This window comes from Microbulbifer mixtoriginis (SeqCode), from assembly GCF_052466695.1.
Genome location: NZ_CP174285.1, coordinates 164804 through 181832 on the forward strand (window position 1 = coordinate 164804; position 17029 = coordinate 181832).

At 43.8% G+C, this 17029-nt stretch carries 14 protein-coding genes; 7 read left to right on the top strand and 7 right to left on the bottom strand.

The window, feature by feature from the left end:
* The first annotated feature begins 52 nt into the window (after nt 1-52).
* A complete protein-coding gene (locus ACJJI0_RS00730) occupies nt 53-1018 on the top strand; it encodes a DUF2279 domain-containing protein (protein WP_444884238.1) in 966 nt (321 codons plus the stop codon).
* 91 nt (nt 1019-1109) lie between these two features.
* Here ACJJI0_RS00730 and ACJJI0_RS00735 read toward each other — a convergent pair whose 3' ends face one another.
* From ACJJI0_RS00735 to ACJJI0_RS00745, 3 genes are read right to left on the bottom strand one after another with little or no spacing between them, the layout of a single operon-like run.
* Nucleotides 1110-2045 (bottom strand): TauD/TfdA family dioxygenase, encoded by a 936-nt coding sequence (locus ACJJI0_RS00735; RefSeq protein ID WP_444884239.1) that lies wholly within the window; start codon nt 2043-2045, stop codon nt 1110-1112.
* A complete protein-coding gene (locus ACJJI0_RS00740; protein ID WP_444884240.1) occupies nt 2038-2808 on the bottom strand; it encodes a class I SAM-dependent DNA methyltransferase in 771 nt (256 codons plus the stop codon). Before ACJJI0_RS00740 ends, ACJJI0_RS00735 begins: the two co-directional genes overlap by 8 nt.
* The gene (locus tag ACJJI0_RS00745) at nt 2786-3484 is read right to left on the bottom strand and encodes an iron-containing redox enzyme family protein (protein WP_444884241.1); all 699 of its coding nucleotides are present in this window, start codon (nt 3482-3484) and stop codon (nt 2786-2788) included. The genes ACJJI0_RS00740 and ACJJI0_RS00745 overlap by 23 nt, the downstream gene beginning before the upstream one ends.
* 1065 nt (nt 3485-4549) lie before the next feature.
* Here ACJJI0_RS00745 and ACJJI0_RS00750 point away from each other — a divergent pair.
* The 3 genes from ACJJI0_RS00750 to ACJJI0_RS00760 all read left to right on the top strand — a co-directional run bounded on the left by ACJJI0_RS00750 (nt 4550) and on the right by ACJJI0_RS00760 (nt 6790).
* Nucleotides 4550-4792, top strand: coding sequence for a hypothetical protein (locus ACJJI0_RS00750; RefSeq protein WP_444884242.1), 243 nt, complete (start codon nt 4550-4552; stop codon nt 4790-4792).
* 235 nt (nt 4793-5027) lie between these two features.
* A complete protein-coding gene (gene pcaB / locus ACJJI0_RS00755) occupies nt 5028-6377 on the top strand; it encodes a 3-carboxy-cis,cis-muconate cycloisomerase (protein WP_444884243.1) in 1350 nt (449 codons plus the stop codon).
* Entirely contained in the window at nt 6374-6790 is a 417-nt protein-coding gene (locus tag ACJJI0_RS00760; RefSeq protein WP_444884244.1) for a nuclear transport factor 2 family protein, read from the top strand. The genes pcaB and ACJJI0_RS00760 overlap by 4 nt, the downstream gene beginning before the upstream one ends.
* A gap of 77 nt (nt 6791-6867) precedes the next feature.
* Here the strand turns inward: ACJJI0_RS00760 and ACJJI0_RS00765 are convergent, their stop codons facing one another.
* Nucleotides 6868-9975, bottom strand: a complete 3108-nt coding sequence (locus tag ACJJI0_RS00765; protein ID WP_444884245.1) for a cellulose binding domain-containing protein — start codon at nt 9973-9975, stop codon at nt 6868-6870.
* A 767-nt stretch (nt 9976-10742) separates the two neighbouring features.
* Between ACJJI0_RS00765 and ACJJI0_RS00770 the strand changes: the two genes are divergently transcribed.
* Nucleotides 10743-12827: a neutral/alkaline ceramidase gene (locus tag ACJJI0_RS00770; protein ID WP_444884246.1), complete on the top strand. Its 2085-nt coding sequence runs from the start codon at nt 10743-10745 to the stop codon at nt 12825-12827.
* A gap of 89 nt (nt 12828-12916) precedes the next feature.
* On the opposite strand, the gene ACJJI0_RS00775 is transcribed toward ACJJI0_RS00770, so the two are convergent.
* Complete coding sequence (locus ACJJI0_RS00775) at nt 12917-13834, bottom strand: haloalkane dehalogenase (protein ID WP_444884247.1); 918 nt, start codon at nt 13832-13834, stop codon at nt 12917-12919.
* A gap of 493 nt (nt 13835-14327) precedes the next feature.
* Here ACJJI0_RS00775 and ACJJI0_RS00780 point away from each other — a divergent pair, with 493 nt between their 5' ends.
* Nucleotides 14328-14813 carry a hotdog fold domain-containing protein gene (locus ACJJI0_RS00780; RefSeq protein WP_444884248.1) on the top strand — a complete coding sequence of 162 codons (486 nt, stop codon included), beginning with the start codon at nt 14328-14330 and terminating at the stop codon, nt 14811-14813.
* A gap of 242 nt (nt 14814-15055) precedes the next feature.
* Nucleotides 15056-15538, top strand: coding sequence for a hypothetical protein (locus ACJJI0_RS00785; protein WP_444884249.1), 483 nt, complete (start codon nt 15056-15058; stop codon nt 15536-15538).
* Between the two features lie 114 nt (nt 15539-15652).
* Here ACJJI0_RS00785 and ACJJI0_RS00790 read toward each other — a convergent pair whose 3' ends face one another.
* Both ACJJI0_RS00790 and ACJJI0_RS00795 read right to left on the bottom strand, forming a co-directional pair.
* Nucleotides 15653-16171 (bottom strand): 6-carboxytetrahydropterin synthase, encoded by a 519-nt coding sequence (locus ACJJI0_RS00790; protein ID WP_444884250.1) that lies wholly within the window; start codon nt 16169-16171, stop codon nt 15653-15655.
* 269 nt (nt 16172-16440) lie between these two features.
* Nucleotides 16441-17028, bottom strand: a complete 588-nt coding sequence (locus ACJJI0_RS00795; protein WP_444884251.1) for an endonuclease dU — start codon at nt 17026-17028, stop codon at nt 16441-16443.
* Between the last annotated feature and the right edge of the window lies 1 nt (nt 17029).

Here is a 17029-nt window from a genome sequence, read left to right on the forward strand (position 1 = left end):
TACCCTTGAATGTGATAAAAGTTTAAGTCGGATTTTCCTATTAAAGGAATAAATGGAAATGATGAATCGTGTAATAGCTCAGAGAATTTCTTTGGTCATGCTTTTTGTTATGTGGAGCTTTGAGGGGTTAGCTAAAGAGGTGACCAGCCCTGTAGACCTTTATTCAGTGTCTTTAGAAGAATCACAAAGATTTGGTTGTGTACAGCAGTATCCGGTGGCTGATTCTAGATGGCATGGCTTTAAACTGCCTAAATTCAAGCAACATCTTTCTACCATTCCATTTGAGGCTGCAGGGGTAGCTGTTTCCACTTTAGCGATTGGTTTAGTGGATTGGGACTGGGGATCTAGTAGTTTTGGTACAACTAGTGAGGGTTTCTTTGAGGATGATACTGCCAATGGTGGTATGGATAAGCTAGGTCATGTCTATGGGAGCTATCTTCTCAGTGAATTCTTTACAGATGCCATTCACTGCAAGGCTGGTAATGCGGTGGGGGCGGAGGCTAGTGCAGTTACTCTAGCTTGGTTGAGTATGTTATTTGTGGAGTTAGGCGATGGTTACTCTAAGGAGCATGGCTTTGCCTGGGAGGACGTTGTTGCCAATACTGCAGGGGTAGGAATCTCTTACCTAAGACGGAATATCCCCGGGCTTAGGGAAAAGCTGGATTTTCGTCTAGAATATCTTCCATCGGGTAATCGCTCTGGCTTTAAGCCACACTCAGATTACTCGGGGCAAAAATATCTACTGGCCTTAAAGTTAAGTGGTTTTGGCTTATCACGGAGAAATCCTCTTAATTATCTGGAGTTACATGGGGGTTACTTTGCTCGGGGTTTCACTTTGAAAGAAAAAGAACGAGACGACCCTTTGCGTAGAGAGCTCTATGTTGGGGTTGGAGTGAATATAGGGGAGCTGCTTTTTGGCAGATCTGGAGTTAGAGAGAGTACTGGAGGCCGATTTGGGCGAAAGTTTTTTGAATATATTCAGCTTCCTCATACTTATGTTGCTAGTGAGAATGATTAAAGCGGATCCGACTTTATAATTACTTACCCAGTAGACTTATGCACCTAATTGCCAGGCCCCCGGAGAAGATTCTCCTGGAGCCTGTAAGCACTTAATCTATCCACACCCTTGTATATATACGTTTTTGCTCGGGTGTGTCTATAAATTCATCGCGATCGTGCAAGACTCTAGTATTGTCAATAAAAATCATATCGCCAGAATTCATATAAAAGCTAACAACATTTTCTTTGTTGTTTAGTTCTCCATCAAGAAGATCCAGTGCTTGAAGTACCTCTGCCGTTAAGGGGTTATTGACTCGTTGATGGCCTTTCTCTATCCAGTAGCGCATATAGCGGATAGAAATTTTGCCATTGGCATAGCTGAAAATCGGGAAATGATTGTTAAGAATATTCTGGATATCTTTATCGCTCCCTGGTGTGACAAGATCTCGAATGTAATTCTTATAGAGCAGCTCTAGCTTTTTAGGTGCCTGTTTCTTGAGATTTTGATGTACCTGGGCTGCAGAAACTACTTTAGATTTACCACCTTGAATCGCGGGGGTAATACAGCAGAGCCCTAAAATATTTGGTTGTATGGCTCGTTGTGAGCTATCTGTATGTACACCAGTTGCTGCGTTAGTTTGTGAAACAGGAATGGCTTCGTCTTTATAGCTTTTGCCCGTATCTAAAATGCCGTAGAGTCTACCGTAGGTATCAATAGTCTGCCCCATTGCCAGGCTGATTTTGAGAAACAGAAGATTTAGTGTTGTTTGATCAAAGCCTTTTACTCCTCGAATCCAAGTAACACCATTGCCTTCATGGATTTCACTTTTGATTTTTTGGGCGAGCTGATCAAACTGAGGAGTGGCAGCAGAATCTGCTTGCAAAGCCCGAATAGGGTTGTCCTGCTCTTTAGACCATTCTTGCAGGGCTTTGATTTCATTTGGCCAGTCATTAGGCCAATTAAATTTCCAGTTGGGTTTAGCTTCCAACTCTGCGGCTGTCCATGCCTGTGCACGGATAGTCTCGTCAGGTGCTATATCAATCATTTACCTTCACCTTAAATAACACATGCAGTGGATAGCCTTTTAGTGGACCAAAAAATTCAGGGTCAAATGCCAGATGTTCATCCGTTACAGCTAATTCTTTGACTTCGGGTAGGCTGTTAAAGCCGGCTTTAGCAAGGGCTTCGAAGTAGTGTGCAAAGGTTTTATGTACACAGCGAACAGAGACCGGTACACCATCTCTACGCCAGATTTTCCCCTCAAAGGTCTTATTTATACCGTCGAGATAAGATTTTTCACCATGTTCAAAGTAAAACGGTGGGCTTTCTTCCCTCATAAAGGGGAGGCATGGATGGGGTACGGTAAAGACAAAAGTACCATCTGCTACCAGCAAAGAGCGTACTTTACTCATTACCTGAGTCATTTCTTCGATAGTCAGGTAATTGAAAAGGAATACGGCAATGGCCTTGTCGAATCTGGTTTGTGGAAATTGATTAAATGAAACTGCATTGCCCACGGTATAAGTTGCATTAGATAGCTTGAGTTCCTTAGCCATCGATTGTGCTTGAGCTATCATTTCAGCAGAAGAGTCAACTCCAAAAATTGACTTGACACCAGCCTCTATCAGCATGCGTGATACATAGCCCTCTCCACAGCCAAAGTCCAGGATATTTTGGTCTTTGATTTTGCCCAGAGCCTCTAAAACACGAGGTCTTGCCGTGAAGTCGCTCAACAGTATTTTTTCTGATCTAAGCCAATTTGTGGCTTGTGCATTATAAATTGATTCAGTTGATATAGGTTGGTTCATCCTGAGCCACTCCTGATACTTGTGTGGTTGTCGAGTTATAATTGTTGTCGATGATTTTTGTAATGTTGTATGCTCGTGCAAGCATGCCATCCCAAAAAGCAGCTCTTAAATTCAGAGCCTTAGTTGCACCCTGGCGAAGACGCCTCCTTCCTTCCTCTGTCTCGGCAAAAGTTAATGCGATCTGGTTGAGACTCTCAGCATGATCATCGTCGATTAGAGTGTGAACGGAAAAGAAGCAGTAGTCCTTGGGCTGAATTTCAGGTAAATGCTTCAACCCCTTTTCTATATATGGATAAATTGTACTTACTACATGCTCTGTTCCTATCCCTAAAGCTCCTATTGCTTCCTCGGTAGAGCCATAAAGTAATACCATTGAAAGCATTTCATACCAGATGATTGCATCATCCGAAAGAGGTGTTTCTTGTTTACCCTGTGTGACCTTTTCTTTAAAGCGGTTAAAAAGATCAGCATGGGGGATATTTTTTATCCACCTTGGATCTATTCCATGGTGATTTAGTATTCGGAGTTCATCCTCCTCATAATTACCAGATTCTTCGTTCAGGTTTTCCAAGAGTATATTTCGGTGCTCCGGAATGGTCAGCTTGGAGATGGCTGCACTTAATAAGTTAATAAATCGGGATGTGTATAGGCTGTATTGTTGTGCAAAATCAGCCACAACATAAGGAAAGTTTGGCAGGGATGCCTCACTAAACCGTATTAAATAGGTATGATTTACAGCCCTATGGTTAAGTACTTCCTCGGATAGATCTTCCAGCCAAACTCGGCTTGTGTTGCTCGTTTTAATGTTAAAATTCCTTTTCTAGATGTTGACGGTATAGCTTGTTTGCTTTTCAGGTTGTCAATGCACATCCTGTGCCCACTAGCTTTAAGTTTATTGTTTTTTGATAGAATTTCAGTATACGAAGTTGGATTTTTATTGGCAATTGTTAAATTGTAATTGATTTCCCATAGGCGCTTCTTATTTTATGGTTTTTTGTTAGCTCTGATTCTTGGTGGTTAGATCTCTATACCTATTTTGGAGTATTTGCTTTCTTTAAGAAAGAGTTGATGCAGCTTTAGTGTTTGTTTTGTTTTCTTTTGAATGGTGAATGATTTTTTGTGTGCTCAAAAAAATTTTAAAAAGCATGCTTTATATTTTGTGCTTTATCGTTTTTGATTGATGCAGCTGTAGGTTTTCTGGTTGTTAATGACTTCATTCTTGATATTTTTATGTTTTTTGATTTCCTGTCTTGAGATGCGGGTTATTGATCTAAATCAATGATTTCAATATCTTATTGGGTTAAGGGGGGCTCTTGTGTTGGTCGGTGTGTGAGAAGGGTATAGTTGTCGCACTTGTAAGTCTCACTGGTAATATTTTTGTGTGATCTAGGTGCTTTAAGGTTGCTGTCTTTAGGGTTTCCAAAGATGGCTTTCTCCTGGTTAGTAGGGGCTGATACTAATTTATTTTCGCCTGCTCGAGTTGACTTCTTTGTAGTTGCAAAAAAGGATTAAGTGGTGGCTTACTCTTGGTGGTTATAGAATATTTATTTTATTTTTTTAGTCAGTAACATTAAAGATAGCTTAAGAATTTGTGGGTATTTGTAGTCAGGTTCTTGAGGGGATGTTCTTATAGAACCAATTACACTAATAGGAATGGTTCGACATAACTATAGTAGGTTTCATGAATTTTTATATTTTATATGCCAAAATTATAGTTCCTTGAGCGGTAATTGGACCAATGATGAAATTGGAAGAAGATGTAGTTGATGCAATTGAAAGTGGCCGAATGATTCAAGCTATGAAGCTTCTGCGTGAATACAAGAATATTAATCTTAAAGAAGCAAGAATAATTGTTAACACCTATGTACGTGAAAAAAACATACAGTCATCACCTGCAGAATTACCTGGTCGGGCGGGATTAATTGGGCTTCTGCTCCTGTTGGCTATTACCGGATACTTAGCATTTGGCCTAGGTGCTGGTTAGCGGCGAATATCTCAACTTTGCTTCAATTTGATTACATAGTCTCTTAATTTGACCCGGTTAAGTTTACCAGCTATGGATCATACCAATGTCTCTGAAAGTTGGGAATATTGTCTACTCTTTAAAGAAAATGTGGCATATGCACACTGATGCTTGTATTTACCTCATTTTATGCTCTTCTTGATTATTACACTTTGCTTTAAAGCGCTGCTGTTACCTGTTATTTGGGAGGTTAACAATGGCTGCAACTCTTATAGACTCGCAGGTCTTTTCTGGTCTCTTTAGCACTCCTGCCATGAGTGAGATCTTTTCTGACCGGCAAAGAGTTCAGTACTACTTGGATGTAGAGGCTGCCTTGGCCAGGGTACAGGCGAGACTTGATATCATTCCCAAAGAGGCAGCAGATGAGATTTGCCAACATTGTCGTGCTGAAGAAATTGACCTTGAGCAGTTGAGATCCCAGACAGAGTTAATTGGCTATCCGGTATTTGGAGTTGTACAGCAGTTAGTTGAGCGTTGTAAGGGGGGGCTAGGGCAGTGGTGCCACTGGGGCACAACAACTCAGGACATTACCGACACCGCTACTGTATTGCAGATTCGTGCAGCATTAATGCTTGTGGAGACGGAAGTATATGAAATCGCCGGTGCGCTGGCCTCTCTAGCCGAGGATTACCGGGATACGCCAATGGTTGCGAGAAGTAACCTTCAACAAGCTGTACCAATTACCTTTGGCTATAAAGCAGCTGTGTGGTTAGCGGGTTTTCATCGGCACCAGCAACGGCTTGCAGAAATTAAGAAACGAGTCCTAGTCGGGGAATTTGGTGGTGCTGCGGGAAACCTAGCCTCCTTGGGAGATCAAGGCCTAGCGGTGCAGGCTGGACTTATGAAGGAGCTTAATCTCGCTATACCTGTTATCGCCTGGCATACCATGCGTGATCGGATAGCTGAAGTCGCCTGTCTATTGGGGTTAATCACCGGCACTCTGAGTAAGATAGCCCTAGATATCAAACTGATGGCACAGACAGAAGTTGGGGAGGTCACGGAGCCCTTCACTGCGGGGCGCGGTGCTTCTAGCACTATGCCGCAAAAGCACAACCCAGTTTCCTCAGTATATATGAGTGGAATAGTGCCCATTGTGCGACAACAGGTGGCGGCGTTACTCAATGCTATGGAGGAAGATCACGAGCGTGCGACGGGAACCTGGGAGATTGAGTGGGTGGTTCTTCCTGAAATCTTTTGTTTATCCGCTGCGGCATTGGCACAGGCGAAGTTCGCGTTGCGGGGTCTCAATGTACACCCAGATAATATGATGCGAAATTTACAGATGACTGGAGGTTTGGTTTCTTCTGAAGCGGTGATGATGGGGCTAGGCCCAAAGATTGGCCGTGAGAAAGCTCACGATCTTGTTTACAAAATTTGCTGTCAAGCAATGGAAACTGATCGACCATTTGCGGATCTATTAAAGGAGAATAATGAGGTTTCTAAGGCCTTAACCGATAATGAAGTGGATAAGCTGCTTGATCCCAATAATTACCTTGGGCTTTGTGGTGAGATGGTGGATCGAACTTTGGCTAGGCAAGATAAATGATGAAGAAACCTGTAGATACTAAAGAGACCGAGCAGCTCTGTTACCAATATCTATCTGCCTTGGAGCGGGGGGACTTGGATACACTTCTTTCACTGTTTACAGAACATGCTTTGGTCTATTCGCCAATTTTTGGGAAATGCTCAGTAGAGAGTTTTTATTCCTATATTTTTCAGTCAATTAGTGATCGTGCTATGAAACTGAACAATATACTTTCGGGTGTGTTAAAGGCTAACCAAGTTGCATTACATCTTAGCTATGCCCGGTCAGTAGAAGGAAGAGGTCCGGCCACAATTGATGTGGTAGACCTCTTCGATTTAACGGAAGATTTCAGTACTTTTATGGCTGTAACAATTATTTATGATACCGCACCAATTCATGGGGACTTTATATCTTGCAAAAATGCTCCGCAATAAATCACTTCTATTTTTTAATGGATACTAGAATTTTTAGAACTCCTTTCTAATAGCTAATAGCTAATAGCTAATAGGGGCTATTTTACTGATACAGCAGCAAAAGCTTGCAGTAATCCAGTTTTTGGTGTGCTATTAGGGGTAGGACAATTAAAATTTTCTGAGTGCCCATAGTTATAGCCATACAGCAAGTTGCAGGCCATAACTTTATGTCCGGCTGTTGTTGGGTGTACAGAATCACCTGTCGGTACAATATTGCCCTGATCAACAAGAAGAATCTTTACCGGAGGAGTGATACTAGCAATAGTACTTTTGATTTTCGTGTTGTAATAGTCCGTACAATGGTTGGAAGGGTCTTGACCATCCAAGTTCGTTCTACGGGGAATGGTGGAAATTACAAAGGCAATTTTATTATCCGGTATACCCATTGCACTTAGGTGGCTGTATATTTTGCCCACCAACGTTGCTTTATCTCGAGTATTATTGCTAGAGATAATGCTTTCCACTACTTCGTCTAGGCGCTTAGCCGTTAGACTCCCAGCCTTCGGAGCCGCACTACATTGGGTAGCGCCATTCCGGTTGAGATGGGTGATATCGTTTGTGCCCAGCTGGATAGGCACAATAATAGCATCTGATGCCGCCAGATTTAGGTTTAATGGGCAGGCTTGGTTGTCTAACCACCCTGCGCTGTTACCACTTTCACGACACATTTCAGTAACGACAGAATTAAAGTAGGCAATAGCATCTGCGCAGCTGGCAGAGCTATAACCTGCTGGGATTTGATGGCCTGTAGGATTAAGAAAGCACTGCATATCGCTCGTACTTGCTCCAGGAATTCCGGTATGCCAGTAATTTCCAGTCTTCTTCTCTACTCCATCGGGTCCGGTTGGGCCACTCACAGTACCAATAGTTTCTACGGGCTGACCATTATAGCTAATGGTCAGGCTGCCGTTATTATCGCTACTGCTTAGGGGAAAGCTGGATTTCCCATCAGAGGCCTCGACGATTTGCTGCCAGATTTGTGAGCGGAACCCCATTGAGTTGTAGGGCAGGGTGGTCATACCATAGGTGATTGAATCCCCTATAAACCAAAGTTTGATTTTACCGGCACCATCCTGAGAGGAGCTTCCGTGATCGTCGGGTTGGTTTCCGGCTACGGGGGGAGTTGCTGGATTGCCGGTGCCAACCTGGGATGAACCGCTGGCTTGGCAGGTGGCATTAAGAGTTGGCTGACTATTGGTTCCGCTATACTCGCCATTAAATCCAAAGGCACGTGCCTCTCCTGGTGGAATAACATCCTGGCCGCTAGCAGTTACCGAGCCAGAGTGGTCAACCACCTTAGCATTCCAAAAGTGGGTTACTTTTTGGTTGCCCGGCCATTGCCATTTTATTTGCCAAGCATCCAGTGGCTGATCCCCGGTATTGCGTATGACAATATTGGCCATAAATCCATTACCCCAGTCATTTTGAATGGCGTATTCCACCGTACATTGACCTGAGGCTTGGGGTTGTTCTGCGGGTGTTGGCTCAGTTCCAGTATTAGTGCCGTTCCCAGTGTTCGTACCTGATGTGGGCTCAGTGGTGTTGTCAGGTTTAGTAGCAGTAGAGGATTCAAACCATTTTAGGGCAAAATCCCGGAATTCAGACTCTGAGGGTAAAGCCCCCTGCTTGGTGTGATAGTTATTTAGATAGCTCTTGGCATCAGTGTAAAAATTCTTGTGGGTTTGATAAATCTCCTTTTTATTGCCATTGTTATCAATCAACCAGTAACCGACAAATTCTTTAATCCAGCTATCGTATTCGTTCCCGTACATCTGCCAGTAAAGAATAAAGGGAGAGCCCCACTCAAGAGAGGTTTTAATTACATTGCGAGACAACATATCTTGCGCTTCACCAGAGCGGGTGCCCCAGTCTTTAAACCAAGATTCACCGTAACCGTATTCACCGATAAACACCCGCTTTTCGAAGGGCAGGCCAGTTTTTTTCGGCAGTTTTGACTCAATAAAGTCCAGTGCTTTAGTTAGCTCGGCGTGTAGGGTGGCGAAATCAGAATGTTTCTCTTTAGTAGTCAGATCATAGGCTGAGTAGGAAACGAGGTCGATATTGGTGTGTGGTAACACGGCGTTGGTGATGCGCTCTTTACCCTGCATTGCGGATTCAACCCGATTCACCTCTACATAATGATACAAGTTGACGTTGGAGTGGGGAATGTTGGCCTTGGCATCTTCAATGGCTTTTTGGCGAATATTGAGCCAGTCGATCAATCCCTGAATACGCAGCGGGTCAATCTTCACTTGGTTGTCGTCCCGTGTTCCATCGGCTTTTTGCACGAGGTTCCAGTCGCCCTCCCAATGACCGATCATAAACGTTTTACCTGAGCCGCTGTATTTCGTTAACAGATACTCGGCCATCGCATAAATCTTATCGTACTGCCAGGTGAGCTCTTCCTGAGACATGCCTTTATTGTCCATCCAAGATCCGGAGTCCTCCACCCAGAACATATAGTGGGAGAAGTCCATATCAAGCACCTCTCGGTAAGCGGGTACTTCTTCCAGCATACGTTTGAACTGGTAGTCAAGGCCCAAGCCGTTAAGCTCATCGTACAAGCCGGTAGACAGGGCGATCTTAAGTAGGTTGGACCCCATTGCGCGGATGGCTTTAGCGGATTCGACTAGAGAGCCTTCGCCTGTGAAACTGTACTTAGGGCTGATAGTCTGGGTGCCCAAAATATAGTTGTAGCTCTCTATTGCTGATAAGGGCGGGCTGGTTTTCGGTGGCTCTGATGTTGTCGGTGGAGGGGTTTGCTGATTCTGACAACTGGCATTGATTTTGGAGGGGACTTGTGTTCCTCCAGAGTAGGCGATATTAAAGCCAAAAGAGCGAGCCTCACCCACAGGAATATTGGCAAAGTCACCTGTACCTTCCGCTGTTGCAGTATTGCCATTTTGGGAAATTTTGGCATTCCAGGAGCCGTCAATTACCTGGTCTCCGGGCCATTGCCAATTAAGGTTCCAGCCATTAATAGGTTCTGTGCCAGTATTGCGGACCACTACAGAGGCCATATAGCCCTTATCCCATTGACTTTGGACAACCATATTGACCTTACAGTTGGTTGCGGCCATGGAGAGAGGTGTGATGCCGAGTAAGAATAGGGAGGTGAAACCCGCTTTGAGTAATTTAATACGCATTTGCTAACCACTGCTTATTCATTATTTGCAACTCATCTTAGGGCCCTTTCTGGGCAATAAAGTTTCTTTCTGGAATATCGGGATTTTCGTGACTAAATAGCCAAGGTATACTTTTCTCTATTTTATCCCATTTGTAGGTCATTTTATCCGGAAAAGACCTGGCCATACTTTGATCCCCTTCCCAGCATTCCTCAGTGATTGTTTACTGGAAGCCTATGAGTTTTATCGGTCTTTTTTTTCATTACGTCCTTTATCGCCATGGTAGATGAGCGGCTGATCAAGTGTTTGTTAGAACGCGCGAGTCATCTTTTTATTGTTGTGCTTTATAAGATGAATAGTGCTGTCAGTTGGTGCAAACAGAAATAATTAATTGTTATTTCTGTTTTTTGTTGGGTTGGTATTACTTTGAAATTTAACATGTCAGATTTATTTTGGCGGCCGTTGAGTTCTGTTAACCACACTGACTGGGATAATTAGAGTATGCTGGCACCCGCGTGCCTTTACAGAATAATAAACGCCTGGTGCGATCAAGGACATCGACCCTGCCGATCATTCTTCGCAGTTTCTAGAATGCTAAGGCAGCGGTATCAGGAAGAGAAAACCGTTGTGAGTAGTTGGTAATTACTCACAGGTATCCACTGGTTCGGCCAGTTTTTATCACACAATATCAAGCTGATTTTTTCGGAAGGGACTGGCTTCTTGGCGCCTTGAAATCAAGGATAGAGGGCCTTTGAAAGGACTTTTCGTATAAAAATTATGGAGAAAAAATGAAGACAAAAATAATTCGATGGTATACCACATTTTTTATACTGTTTGGATTCTCCCCCCTGGCTCTTAGTGCAGAGTGGCTGTTAGGTACGGGTAAATACGATATCACTGGGCCAGCCGCCGATGTTGGTATGGTTGGTTATGGAGAAACCAGTCAGACAACCAAAGGAATTCATAGCCGCTTGTGGTCCCGTGCTTTTGTAATCGCCAATCCTCAGGATAGTCAGCGTCTAGTATTTGTTTCCGCCGATTTACAGAGTATTACTCAAGGTGTTAAACAGGGTGTGGTTGCTAAGCTCAAGAGTAGGTATGGCAACGACCGCTTTACAGATGAAAATGTGATGCTCACGGCCACCCACACCCACGTAGGTCCTGGAGGTTATGATCACTATGTGATGCTCAATATGAGTGCACTGGGTTATGCGGAAGATAACTATAACGCGATCGTAGAAGGTATCTACCAATCTATTGTTATGGCAAATAGCAGTTTGGCAGAGGGCGACATTTACCTGGAGCAAGGTACCTTGCTCAACACGAGTGTCAACCGCAACCCGGAGCCCTACGCGCAAAATCCGGATACGAGCAATTACCAATACGATACCAACAAAACTATGACGCAGCTCAAGCTGGTTAATGCGAATAATAAAGCATTGGGTATTATTAACTGGTTTGCGCTACACAATGTTTCACTCGGTACCAGTCAACGTCAGTTGAGTAGTGATCACAAGGGGGCTGCCAGTTATTTATTTGAGCAATGGGCTTCAAATCAGACAGACTCGACAGGAAATCTTGTTGCGGCCTTTGCCAATAGTAATCTAGGTGACGCTTCTCCCAATATTTGTGGCCCAGGGAATGGTTGTGGCTCCAGTGAATATGAGAGTCTTGAGTTGGCTGCAGAAAAACAGGCAAACAAAGCGAAGTCTCTTTACAGCACCTCGAACAATAAATTATTGAACAATCTTGATTATCGCCATCAATACATATATTTCCCCGGTTATACCGTAGCCGGGGAATATACTGGCGAAGGGCAGCAAAACATTTGCGAAGGTGCCGTGGGCTGGTCATTCACAGCTGGCTCTTCCTGGGATGGTCCCAGTGGGATTGATGGTATTTTCGAGGGGATGTCAGTTGAAAACGAAGGCACTGAGTGGGACCGCAGCGAAAGCCTATTCGAATCAGTGATCAGAGGTTTCCCGCTCTTTGGGTTAATGAACGCTTTCTCTGCGGCTGCAGTTTATAAGGATACACAGGATGATCCTTGCCAATATCCCAAACCCACTTTTGTTGAGCGTAAAGTAATAGGGCAGCAGCTGTATACCCCTTATCTGCCATTTCAGATGTTTCGCATTGGGTCCCTGGTCCTAGTGGCCGCGCCGAGTGAAATGACCACTATGGCTGGTCGCCGCCTGGAAGAAAAGGTATTGGCCTCAATGCAGGGACACGGTGTTACCAGGGTAGTTATTGCCGGTTTGGCCAATGCTTATACCGGTTATGTGACTACTCATGAAGAATTTGACAGACAACACTATGAGGGGGGGCACACGATCTATGGGCCTAATACCTTGGCGGCTTATCAGCAGATTTATACAGGCATGGCCAACGCCATGAATAATAATCTGGCGGTGGATGCAGGGCCGACACCAACAGATTTATCGAATGACCAAATTATTCATGTCATTGGTGTCGTCTACGATGATAAGCGCCTATGGGAATCCTTCGGCCAGGTTTGGAATGATGTACGTAGCAACTATTCTGTTGGTGATACTGTCTCCGCGAGTTTTCGCTCCGGTCATCCCCGTAACGATTTCAGAACGGGAGACACCTTTATAGAGATTCAACGTAAGGTAAATGGCAACTGGGAAACCTATCTTACTGACAATGACTTGGATACTCGCTTTATCTGGGCACGGGATACTGCGGTAGACTGCCTGGCCTGCTCCTTTGCTGAAGGGCAGTGGGTAATTGGTGAGGATACTCCTGCGGGTACTTATCGCATAAAACACAAGGGAAACTGGAAAAGTGGCTGGACAGGGAAGGTTAGCAGCTACTCAGGCAAGTCGAGCAGTTTTACTGTCAATAACTGAGTTGTGTTGATTAAATTATTCGATTAGTAAATCAGGCCGTTAATTCGGCCTGATTTAGATGCAATGAACACTAATTTTTTAACTCTTATCTATTGGGCAGGTTTTTGTAGTTGAAAATGAGATAGGGCTTTTTCAGCAATTTCCTTGCCATATTCCTGTACGAAGTGACCAGCCTCTTCAATCTTGAGAGGCGGAGGACAATTTTTGATAATCCCCCTAAGCATTTCCATTACTTTTTCACCGAGTACGGCATCCCTCATTCCAATTGCCATATAGCTTTCGCCTTCCCAGGTCTTGGACCAGAAATTTCTGGCCTCTAGCCCCAGTTCTACCCCCTCCATGTCGGGATCAACGGGAACAATTGAGGGGAAGCGACGAACACCGGCCTTATAGCGGTTATCGGGAAAGGGAGCATCATAAGCTACTATATCAAATAGATTGATTTCCGATCTGGCATCAGTGGCAATTAAGCCGCCTACCGGTATCTCTGGAACACTGACAGAAAAATTTCTCCATTGATAAAAACCTTCCGAAGCGCCATCCCCCGCTGCAATCGCAGTATTCATTACCAGTAATCGTGTAAATCTTTCCGGCATATCCATTGGCAGAGTGAGGCCTAGAAGTCCACCCCAGTCCTGGCATACCAAAGTGATATTTTTTAGGTCTAGGTGTTCAATAAGTTGTATCAGGCTGTTGCGATGAAAATTAAAGGTGTAAGTATTGTCATCTGTTGGTTTATCGGAACGACCAAAACCAAAGAGATCAGGAGCAATAACCCGGTGCCCAGCTTCTATGAATACTGGAATCATTTTTCGGTACAGATAGCTCCAGGTTGGTTCCCCATGTAGGCAAAGAAATGTTGTTTCTGCATCAGAGGTGCCTTCATCAATGTAGGCCATACGCATTGAATCGTATCCATCCAGAGTATCGATGTATTTTGGTTGATAGGGAAAGCCTGGCAGAAGGGAAAAGCGCTCTTCGGGAGTTCTTAATCGCTCAATAGGCATTGGCAAGCCTCTTTTATTAAATGTTAGTATTTAGACTTTTATGATTTTAACTTACGAAATTAAACAATAACCAGCATACAAGTTAAAGATGGTTTTTAGGTTTTTTTGATTTTGCTGTAGATTCATAGGTAAAATTTCTTCAAGTATTACATGTTGTCGATAAGAAATGGTTCTCACAATTCACAAGCTATAGATAGATATTTAAGTTCCGGTGAATGTGTTTTTAGCTTTTCGACTTTTACTTTCTATTTAAATGCTAATTTCAGTGCAGGGTTGGCATGCATGGTTAAACTGTGGATGAGAGCCTACACAGGCTTGAGTACAGGTCATCTTCCGCTTCCTTTGTCTTTGGGCAACCCCTAGGCGCACTTGAGGGTCAATTACCCTGATAGTTCTGATTACCTGATTTAGAGAAGAGATGTTGTATAGTGCCCCCGTTAACAAGCCCCTTAGCAAAGGGCTTATCAGTAAACGGTTAAGGTAGTGAGACAAGATGGAGTATCAGTCCTCGAAGAGTGCAGTTTTGCAGCTTTGGAAGAAGTTTGGTGGTTCGGCGTTTGGGCGTTGGACAGTTTCGAAGGTGGTCGCTTTCAAAGCACCTTACTTTAGGTCTATTAAGCCCTGCTTTGCTGAGGTATCACCGGGGCGTGTAGAAGTATTGCTGAAGAAACGTTGGGGAGTGACAAACCATATAGGCACAGTGCATGCGATTGCGATGTGTAATGCTGCCGAACTAGCCGGCGGGGTCTGCTTGGATGTTTCTCTGGATCGCCGCTTTCGTTGGATACCCGTGGGGATGGAAGTTAAGTACCTGAAAATGGCAAAAACCAACCTGCGCGCGGTTTGTGAGTATCCAGATTTTTCATCTATTCAGGTTGGTGATGTGGTTATGCCCGTGGGTGTCTTCGATGCTAACGGTGAGGAAGTGTTTCACGCGGACATCACCATGCGTGTATCTCAGCGCCCCACAAACAAGTAAAGGCTGCGGTTGGCAAATGGGGTTAGGTTTTTAGACTGTCACAAGTCGCGGAAATTGACCGAAATTGAGGGCAGGTAGTCCTCATAGTCCTTTTCTGAGTATCTGAAATATAACAGTCTTGGCCTAGATCACTGCTTATAATCTATACAGTCAATTGAACCTCGTAAGTGGATGTACGGAGGCCGTGAACGTCGTAAAATAGTTCACTTGTAAAAGTAATCGATCGACTGGCTGGAGGAGTTATGGGTTTAATTTGGGATATGAGTCATTCGATATCCGCCTTTGAAGCGGTAGAGGGGGATAATACGGAGTATGAAATATATAATGCGGAAAGTCAGGCATTAAGCAGTGAGGGTATTTATCAGGATCTTGCCGAAAGCCTTGAGCTGGCTATTTCCAAGCTAAGTAAAAATGTAAATGACAGTTCTCGTTATTTTCTTATTCAGTGGGAACCCATCAGCTCGCAATTAACCCTGACCGTCACGGATGACCAAAGAAAGAATGATGCCCAGGCTGTTGTTCGCTGTCACTTCACCGCGCTGGAAAAGCAATTTCAAGAATCTCAGTTTAAAACTGATGACGATAAACAATCCGCTATGGCTGCATTTTCTGAAGATTTACACTTTTGGTGCAAGGAGTTTCTTTCAACGGATCAAGGGTTTAGCCAGTTTTCTTTAGTCGCTCTTTTCACCTCTGGCTCGAGGGATAGAGCTGTTATTCTATAGATTGCAGTACCTTTTAATATTCAGGGCTACTTTCATTAAAAACCAGTGAAAATAGCCTTGAAATGTACCCGAGTGGTCCACTCTAAGTGAAACTTGTTTTGCTATCACTCTCCACTATTTTAATTGCAGATCTACAGAGAACTCTGTATACCAATTGTTGGTTTCCCAGACTTTGATCTTTTCGAAATTAATATCTAGGTCTGAGCTATTGGCGGCAACTCTTTGATGAATGGCACCATGCCAAGCTTTAGCGAGGTTTTCGGAGCTTGGTTTAAAGGGTGTTATACACAATTTCCCAATTTTGGAGTTCGCTTGAATAAATTGTGCCTTTTTTTGTTGTTGATGGATTATGCCCATGTATTCTATGGAGTTAATAATTTCCTTTAAAAAGGGGTCTTGATAATCAATAATCGTAGCATGATCGCAGAGATCCTGAATCTCAGCTTTAAATATTTTTTTCAAGAATGACATATCGGTGGGAGGATCTTGGTATTTTGCTCTGCATGTACATTCCACTCGATACCTGTAACCAACAAAGCCTTCTTCCAGCTTATTATCCTCTATATAGGCGTAATTTACTTTCTTGGTGATATTGAGGTCAAGGCAGTAGGTGATATTGAAGTATTGAGGCATTGGAGTGATCCTGATTTACTCAGATTACTATTGCTTGCTGCTGAGTATAATAGATATTTTGAGATATCTTGGGAGGGTTGATCAATATGGGGGAGAGGAGCTGAGCAGAAAGATCGATAAAAGAATTCCTAACAGCCTATTTTGAGATACAGGTCGCCGATAATAGTTTGGTATCCAATGAAAGATGTCCTCACTCTTAGCCTTAATTGGATTGTGGAAAGAATAAATTCAAAGGTGCCAAGGGTAAGAAAATACATTAAAGAGATGTTTCAGGCTCTGTTCCCACTTTGTCCAGTCATTACTGCTGCGCCTATCATATGCGCTAAACGCAGGGCTTCAGGCACATTGCCGTTATCAGTGGCTTGCTCAAGTATCTGGGCGGCAATGTTCGGGACACAGCCCTGTACCTGAAAGTAAAAATTACGGTGAGAATAAACCTTGCCTGCTTTAAGTAGAATCTCCCTGCGTAGTGAATAATCAGGGAAGTTTTTCAGGGCTTTATTAATGGCTGACATATCCGGTGGTTTACGCATTACCGCGATACAGGGGCGCTTCAAGGATTCAGCCAGTTTGGGGAGATCTATGATATTAAAGCCTCCAACGGCGACGCCATCAATCAGTACCACGTTAATCTGGGGGTAAAACTTGCTGCTTTGCAATATTTGCGTGATAACTTCAGTAGCATCCATGCCGTCTTTTTGTACCTCACCCCAGAGCATGCCTTCAAAGCGGGTATCGGTACATATTATCCCGCTGATGTTTACAGGTGAGCCCCGCTCTTTTTGGAAAGGGGCATCGTCAAAGCCAATAATGCGGAGTTTCTTCTTCAGGCGAAGAAGTTCTGCGATGGGCTTCATC